Here is a 6,139-nt window from a genome sequence, read left to right on the forward strand (position 1 = left end):
TGTCTCTCCCGTCCGTCCGCCCCGGCCTCCTCCCCGGCCGGCGCGCCGTCCGTGTCGGCCCCATCCACCGCGTCCACCGCCCCGACGAAGCCGTCCGGGGCAGCGCCCGCCGACGGCAGCACGGACGCGGCGGGCGGCGGGTTCTCCCCGTACGTGGACACCTCGCTCTACCCGGCCTACGACCTGCTCGACACGGCAGCCAAGGCCGGTGTGAACACCTTCAACCTGGCGTTCGTCACATCCGGCGGCGGATGCACTCCCACGTGGGGCGGCGTCAGCGGCATCGACAACAGCGGGGTCGCCGGGCAGATCAGCGACCTGCGCGCCAAGGGCGGCGACGTCCGGGTCTCCTTCGGCGGCGCGTCGGGCACCGAGCTCGCGGGCGCCTGCTCGTCGGCGTCCGATCTCGCCGCCGCGTACGGGAAGGTGATCGACCAGTACAAGCTGACGAAGGTCGACTTCGACGTGGAGGGCGCCGCGCTGCCCGACACCGCCGCCAACACGCGGCGCGCGCAGGCCATCGCACAGCTCCAGAAGTCCCACCCGGACCTCGACGTGTCGTTCACCCTGCCGGTGCTGCCGGAGGGGCTGACGCAGCCGGGGGTCGACCTCGTGGCCAACGCGAAGCAGAACGGCGTGAAGGTCGGCGCGGTCAATGTGATGGCGATGGACTACGGGGCCTCCTACAGCGGCGACATGGGGCAGTACGCGATCCAGGCGGCCACCGCGACGCAGGCGCAGATCAAGGGCGTGCTCGGGCTGTCGGACAGCGCCGCGTGGCAGGCCCTCGCGGTCACGCCGATGATCGGCGTCAACGATGTGAGCAGCGAGACGTTCACCGTGGACGACGCCGGCAAGCTGGTGGACTTCGCGAAGTCGAAGAACCTCGCCTGGCTGTCCATGTGGTCGGCGGCCCGCGACACGCAGTGCCCCGGCGGTGCCCAGAACTCCGCTTCACCGACGTGCAGTTCGGTGACGCAGCAGCCGCTGGACTTCACGAAGGCGTTCGGCGCGTACAAGTGACCTCCGGCTGACCCCGGGGAGCCGCCGGCCGGGGCGGCGGGGCCGCCGCCGCGCGCGCCCTGCCGCCCCCGTAGGGTGAACGGCGCGGTACGGCGCACGGAAAGGCAGGTCACAGCGATGGCGGCGGACAGGGCACTGGTGGTGCAGCACGGCCCGGACGGCGGGCCCGGGCGGTGGGCGGACTGGCTCGCCCAGGGCGGCCTGGAGCTCGACGTGGTGGCGGCGTACAGCGGCGCACCGCTCCCGTCCGCCCTGGACCACCGGGCGCTGATCGTGCTCGGTGGCGGCTATCTGCCGGACGACGACACCCGCGCGCCCTGGCTGGCTCCGACGCGGGCACTCGTCCGCGAGGCCCTGGACCGGGACGTACCGGTGTTCGGCATCTGCCTGGGCGGCCAGATGCTGGCGCAGGTCGCGGGCGGCACCGTGCGCGGCGCCCACGGCGAACCGGAGTTCGGCAGCACCCCCCTCACCCTGCGGGCGGAGGCGGCGGACGACCCGCTGTTCGCGGGGCTGCCCGCGCACCCGACCGCCATCGAGAACCATGTGGACCGGATCACCGGACTGCCGCCGGGGGCGCAGTGGCTCGCACGCAGCGAGCACTGCCCCTACCAGGCGTTTCGGGTCGGGGCGCGCGCCTGGGGCGTGCAGTTCCATCCGGAGGCCACGGCCGACCGGATTCGGCACTGGAGCGAGGAGCGCCTCGGCCGGTACGGAGTCGACCGGGGCCGGCTGCACCGGGCCGCGCTGCGCGACGAGGCGGCCTCGGGCGCCGTGTGGCAGCAGGTCGCGCTGCGCTTCGCCGAGGTCGCGACCGCCGCCGCCGTCTGAGCGGGAGCGGCGGCGCGGGCATGGGTCCGCCGTGCACGGCTGGGCCGTACCGGGCCCGGCAGCGGCCGGGGCCCCGCCGCAGGGGCCGCTGCCGTCCGCCGTGTCCGCGAGTGTGTTCCGTTCCGCGCAAACGATCACCGTTTGTCCCGGATGTGTAACAGCGTCCGCGCGGTACAACTCCTGGGCGTCCCTGCCTGTCTGACTGTGCGTGGCGTTGACCGACGCCGTGACTGCGAGAGCAGGGGGAAAGAACAATGAAGTTCACTCAGCGTGGAGTTGTGGCCGGAACCGCGATGGCGGGTCTGGTGTGCGCGGCCGTCGCCCTGGCGCCCGCCGCCGGGGCGGCCGGGACGTCGGGCTCCGTGCCCGCCGCCTCCTCGGGCACCGCCCGGGTGGCGCCCGCCAAGGCGGCACCCGCGAAGGCGGCCAAGGCCGTCAAGGCGGCGGCCGCGTACAACAACGCCTGCGGTACCGGGTACGGCGTGGTCAACTCCGCACCCATCGGCACCGCCGGCACCGTCTATCTCACCTACAGTGCGACCACCAAGAAGAACTGCGTCGTGACCGTCCGCGCGAATCCGGGCACCGCCGTGCACATGACGGCGTCGCTGGGCCTCGGCTCGCACCCCGACACCGTCGTGGACCAGGGCAACTACACCACCTACGCCGGTCCCGTGTACCTGTACGCGCCGGGTCAGTGCGTCAGCTGGCGCGGCGAGATCGCGGGCGCGGTGGCCGGCAAGAACGAGACGAACTGCTCGGCGCTCGCGCGCTGAGCGGGCGCGGCCCGCACGGGCACACGGCCCCGGACCGGGGGGGGGGGCCCCCCCCGCCGGGGGGGCGCGGGCGCCGCGCCGCCCCTTACGCCCCCCCGCCGGCCCCCCCCCCCCCCGGGGGGCCGGCCCCCCCCCCGGCCGCCCCCCCCCCCCCCCCCCCCCCCCCCGCCCCCCCCGCCCCCCCCCCCCCCCCCCCCCCCCCCCCCCCCCCCCCCGCGCCGCGTCTTCGGCGTTCCCGCCCACCTCAGGCCAAGTCGTGTTCGTGGTCGCGCGAGGGGGCGCGGCCGGGCGGCTGGGCCGGGGCCTGGCGCATCGACCGGAGCGGGAGCCCTCGCTCCACCGGGGCCGAGGTGGTGATGGTGATCTCCTCTCCGCAGTGCTTCAGCGTCAGCGGCTCGCCCTCCAGGAGCGTGTAGACCGCGGTCGACGCCTTGATCTCCACACCGATCCTGCGTCCGAAGACGTGCAGTTTGAACGCGAGCCTGCGCAGCCGTTCGGGGAGCTTGGGCGTGAACTCCAGCTGGTCGCCCTGGTGCCGCATGCCGCCGAAGCCCGCCACGAGCGCCATCCAGGTGCCCGCGAGGGAGGCGATGTGCACGCCGTCGCGGGTGTTGTTCTCCTTGTCCTCCAGGTCCATCAGGGCCGCTTCGACCAAGTAGTCGTAGGCGAGCCTGAGATGGCCGACCTCGGCCGCGATCACCGACTGCACGCAGGCGGAGAGGGAGGAGTCGCGCACGGTGAGCGGCTCGTAGTAGGCGAAGTTGCGTGCCTTCTGGTCGGCGTCGAAGCGGTCGCCGCAGGTGTACATCGCCAGCACCAGGTCCGCCTGCTTGACGACCTGCTTGCGGTAGAGGTCGAAGTAGGGGAAGTGCAGCAGGAGCGGGTACTGGTCGGGCCGGGTGTTCTCGAAGTCCCACACCTGGTGGCCGGTGAATCCGGCGTGCTGCTCGTGCACGCCCAGTTCGCTGTTGTAGGGCACGTGCATCGCCTCGGCCGCGTCCCGCCAGGCGGCGCTCTCCTCGTCGCTCACCCCGAGTTCCCCGGCACGCCTGGGGTGGCGTTCGACAGCGTCGGCGGCGTCGCTGAGGTTGGCGCGCGCCATCAGGTTTGTATAGGTGTTGTCGTCCATCGCGGCGCTGTACTCGTCGGGTCCCGTGACACCGTCGATGTGGAAGACGCCGTGGTGGTCGTGGTGGCCCAGGGAACGCCACAAGCGGGCCGTCTCCACGAGCAGTTCGACGGCGATGTCCCGCTCGAACCGCTCGTCGCCGGTCGCGCTGACGTAGCGCACGGCCGCGCCGGCGATGTCCGCGTTGACGTGGAACGCGGCGGTGCCCGCGGGCCAGTACGCCGAGCATTCGGACCCCTCGATGGTGCGCCAGGGGAACGCGGCCCCCTCCAGGCCGAGTTGTTCGGCGCGGTCCTGGGCGGCGGCCAGGGTGCTGTGGCGCCAGCGCAGCGCCTCCTCCACCGCGTACGGCGCCGTGTAGGTCAGCAGCGGCAGCACGAACATCTCGGTGTCCCAGAAGCTGTGCCCGTCGTAGCCCGAACCGGTCAGCCCCTTGGCGGGGATGGCGCGCTGCTCGGCGCGCGCGCCGGCCTGGAGGACGTGGAAGAGGGCGAACCGCACGGCCTGCTGGATCTCCTCGTCACCGTCGACCTCGACGTCGGCATGGGACCAGAAGTCGTCGAGGAAGGCGCGCTGTTCGCGCACGAGGCCCTCCCATCCGGTGCTGACGGCCTGCGCGAGCGCCGCGTCGACCTGGTCGCGCACGCCGGGCAGGGACCGGGTCGAGGACCAGCCGTAGGAGACGGCCTTGTCCACCCGCAGTACGTCACCGGGTTGCAGGTGCGCCGTGATGGTGACCCGGCCGACGTCCTCTCCGCTCTCCCCGCTGACGCGGGTCGATTCGGGGCCCGTGACGGCGTGGTCCGCGGCGGCGGCGACCCGCAGGCCGCTGCGCGCGGTCGTGTGCACGAGCCGCAGCCGGCCGTCCTCGCGGGCGAAGTTCTCCTCCGCGACGAGCGGCGACTCCAGCGCCACCGCCGCGCGGGGGTCGCCGCCGCCCTGCGGCAGCTGCTCGTTGGCGATCAGCTCGGACTGCACCACGAGGCGTACGTCCGAATCGACGGCCTCGACCTCGTACCGTACGGCGGCGATGGAGCGCTGGCTGAAGGAGACGAGGCGGGTCGAACGGACCTTGACGGCGCAGCCCGCGGGCGAGACCCATTCGCAGGTCCGGTGCAGCAGGCCGGACTTGAAGTCGAGGACGCGCTCGTGGGAGCGGACGGTGCCGTAGCGCAGGTCGAACGGCTCGTCGTCGACGAGGAGGCGGAAGACCTTGCCGTTGGTGACGTTGATGACCGTCTGCCCGGACTCCGGGTAGCCGTAGCCGGCCTCGGCGTAGGGCAGCGGGTGCAGTTCGTGGACACCGTTGAGGTACGAGCCGGGCAGGCCGTGCGGCTCCCCCTCGTCCAGGTTGCCGCGCCAGCCGACGTGGCCGTTGGAGAGCGCGAAGACGGACTCGCTCTGCGGCAGGACGTCGAGGTTGATCCCCGCCTCGCGCAGCACCCAGGGCTCGACGGTGTAGTTGGAGTGCGAGATCATGCGTCCTTCCCCAGTTCCGCGAGGTCCTTCACCACGATGTCGGCGCCGTGCGCGCGCAGCGCGTCCGACTGCCCCACCCGGTCGAGCCCGACGACGTAGCCGAAGTGCCCCGACCTTCCTGCGTCCATTCCGGCGAGCGCGTCCTCGTAGACGGCGCAGTCGGCGGGTCCGATGCCGAGGTCGTGCGCGGCGGCCAGGAAGGTGTCCGGCCGCGGCTTGCCGGGCAGGCGCCGCTCGGCGGCCACGACGCCGTCGATCCGTACCTCGAAGAGGTCCTCGGCGTTCACCGACCGCAGGATGTCCCGGCAGTTGGCGCTGGAGGAGACGACGGCGGTGCGCAGGCCGAGCTCGCGGGCGGCGCGCACATAGCGCAGGGTGCCCTCGTACGGCTCGACGCCGTCGGTGTGGATCTTCTCCAGCACGAGCGTGTTCTTGCGGTTGCCGAGGCCGTGGACGGTGTCCTTGTCGCCCGGATCGTCCTCCTTGCCCTCGGGCAGTTCGATGGAGCGGGAGGCGAGGAAGGAGCGGACGCCGTCGGCCCGGGGCAGGCCGTCGACGTACCGGTCGTAGTCGTCCGGGGTGAACGGGCGGAAGCCGGCGCCGTCGCGCCGCCGGAGGAATTCGTCGAACATCTCCTTCCAGGCCGCGGCATGCACGACGGCGGTTTTGGTGATGACGCCGTCCAGGTCGAACAGACAGGCCCGGATGTGTTCCGGAAGACCGAGTTTCTTCATGGCACCCACCTTCCCCCGCGCATGCGCGTCCCCTCCCGAAGACGCGCAGATGAGGCGAGTTCCACTCGCGGCGCCTCTGGTCGAACCCCTGCCCTGTGGCGGATGCCGCCGTGCCCCGTCCTGCGCCCGCCCTTCCGGGCTCCGGGCGGGAAGGCGCACTGGGAGGG

At 72.9% G+C, this 6,139-nt stretch carries 5 protein-coding genes; 3 read left to right on the forward strand and 2 right to left on the reverse strand.

Annotated features, from left to right (window positions below; translation table 11 throughout):
• The 3 genes from LCE31_RS35060 to LCE31_RS35070 form a co-directional block, all read left to right on the forward strand.
• Window positions 1-1,023, forward strand: a 1,023-nt coding sequence (locus tag LCE31_RS35060; protein WP_225021777.1) for a chitinase, incomplete at its 5' end; no start/stop codon positions are given.
• Window positions 1,024-1,140: 117 nt separating this feature from the next.
• On the forward strand, window positions 1,141-1,854 hold the full coding sequence (locus LCE31_RS35065; protein ID WP_225021779.1) for a type 1 glutamine amidotransferase: 714 nt from the start codon (window positions 1,141-1,143) through the stop codon (window positions 1,852-1,854).
• 254 nt (window positions 1,855-2,108) lie between these two features.
• Entirely contained in the window at window positions 2,109-2,630 is a 522-nt protein-coding gene (locus tag LCE31_RS35070) for a spore-associated protein A (RefSeq protein WP_225021781.1), read from the forward strand.
• 244 nt (window positions 2,631-2,874) lie between these two features.
• Here the strand turns inward: LCE31_RS35070 and LCE31_RS35075 are convergent, their stop codons facing one another.
• Window positions 2,875-5,238 carry a glycoside hydrolase family 65 protein gene (locus tag LCE31_RS35075; RefSeq protein WP_225021783.1) on the reverse strand — a complete coding sequence of 788 codons (2,364 nt, stop codon included), beginning with the start codon at window positions 5,236-5,238 and terminating at the stop codon, window positions 2,875-2,877.
• Window positions 5,235-5,972 carry an HAD family hydrolase gene (locus tag LCE31_RS35080; RefSeq protein ID WP_225021785.1) on the reverse strand — a complete coding sequence of 246 codons (738 nt, stop codon included), beginning with the start codon at window positions 5,970-5,972 and terminating at the stop codon, window positions 5,235-5,237. The genes LCE31_RS35075 and LCE31_RS35080 overlap by 4 nt, the downstream gene beginning before the upstream one ends.
• Between the last annotated feature and the right edge of the window lie 167 nt (window positions 5,973-6,139).

This window comes from Streptomyces sp. 8L (assembly GCF_020176795.1).
Classification (GTDB): domain Bacteria; phylum Actinomycetota; class Actinomycetes; order Streptomycetales; family Streptomycetaceae; genus Streptomyces.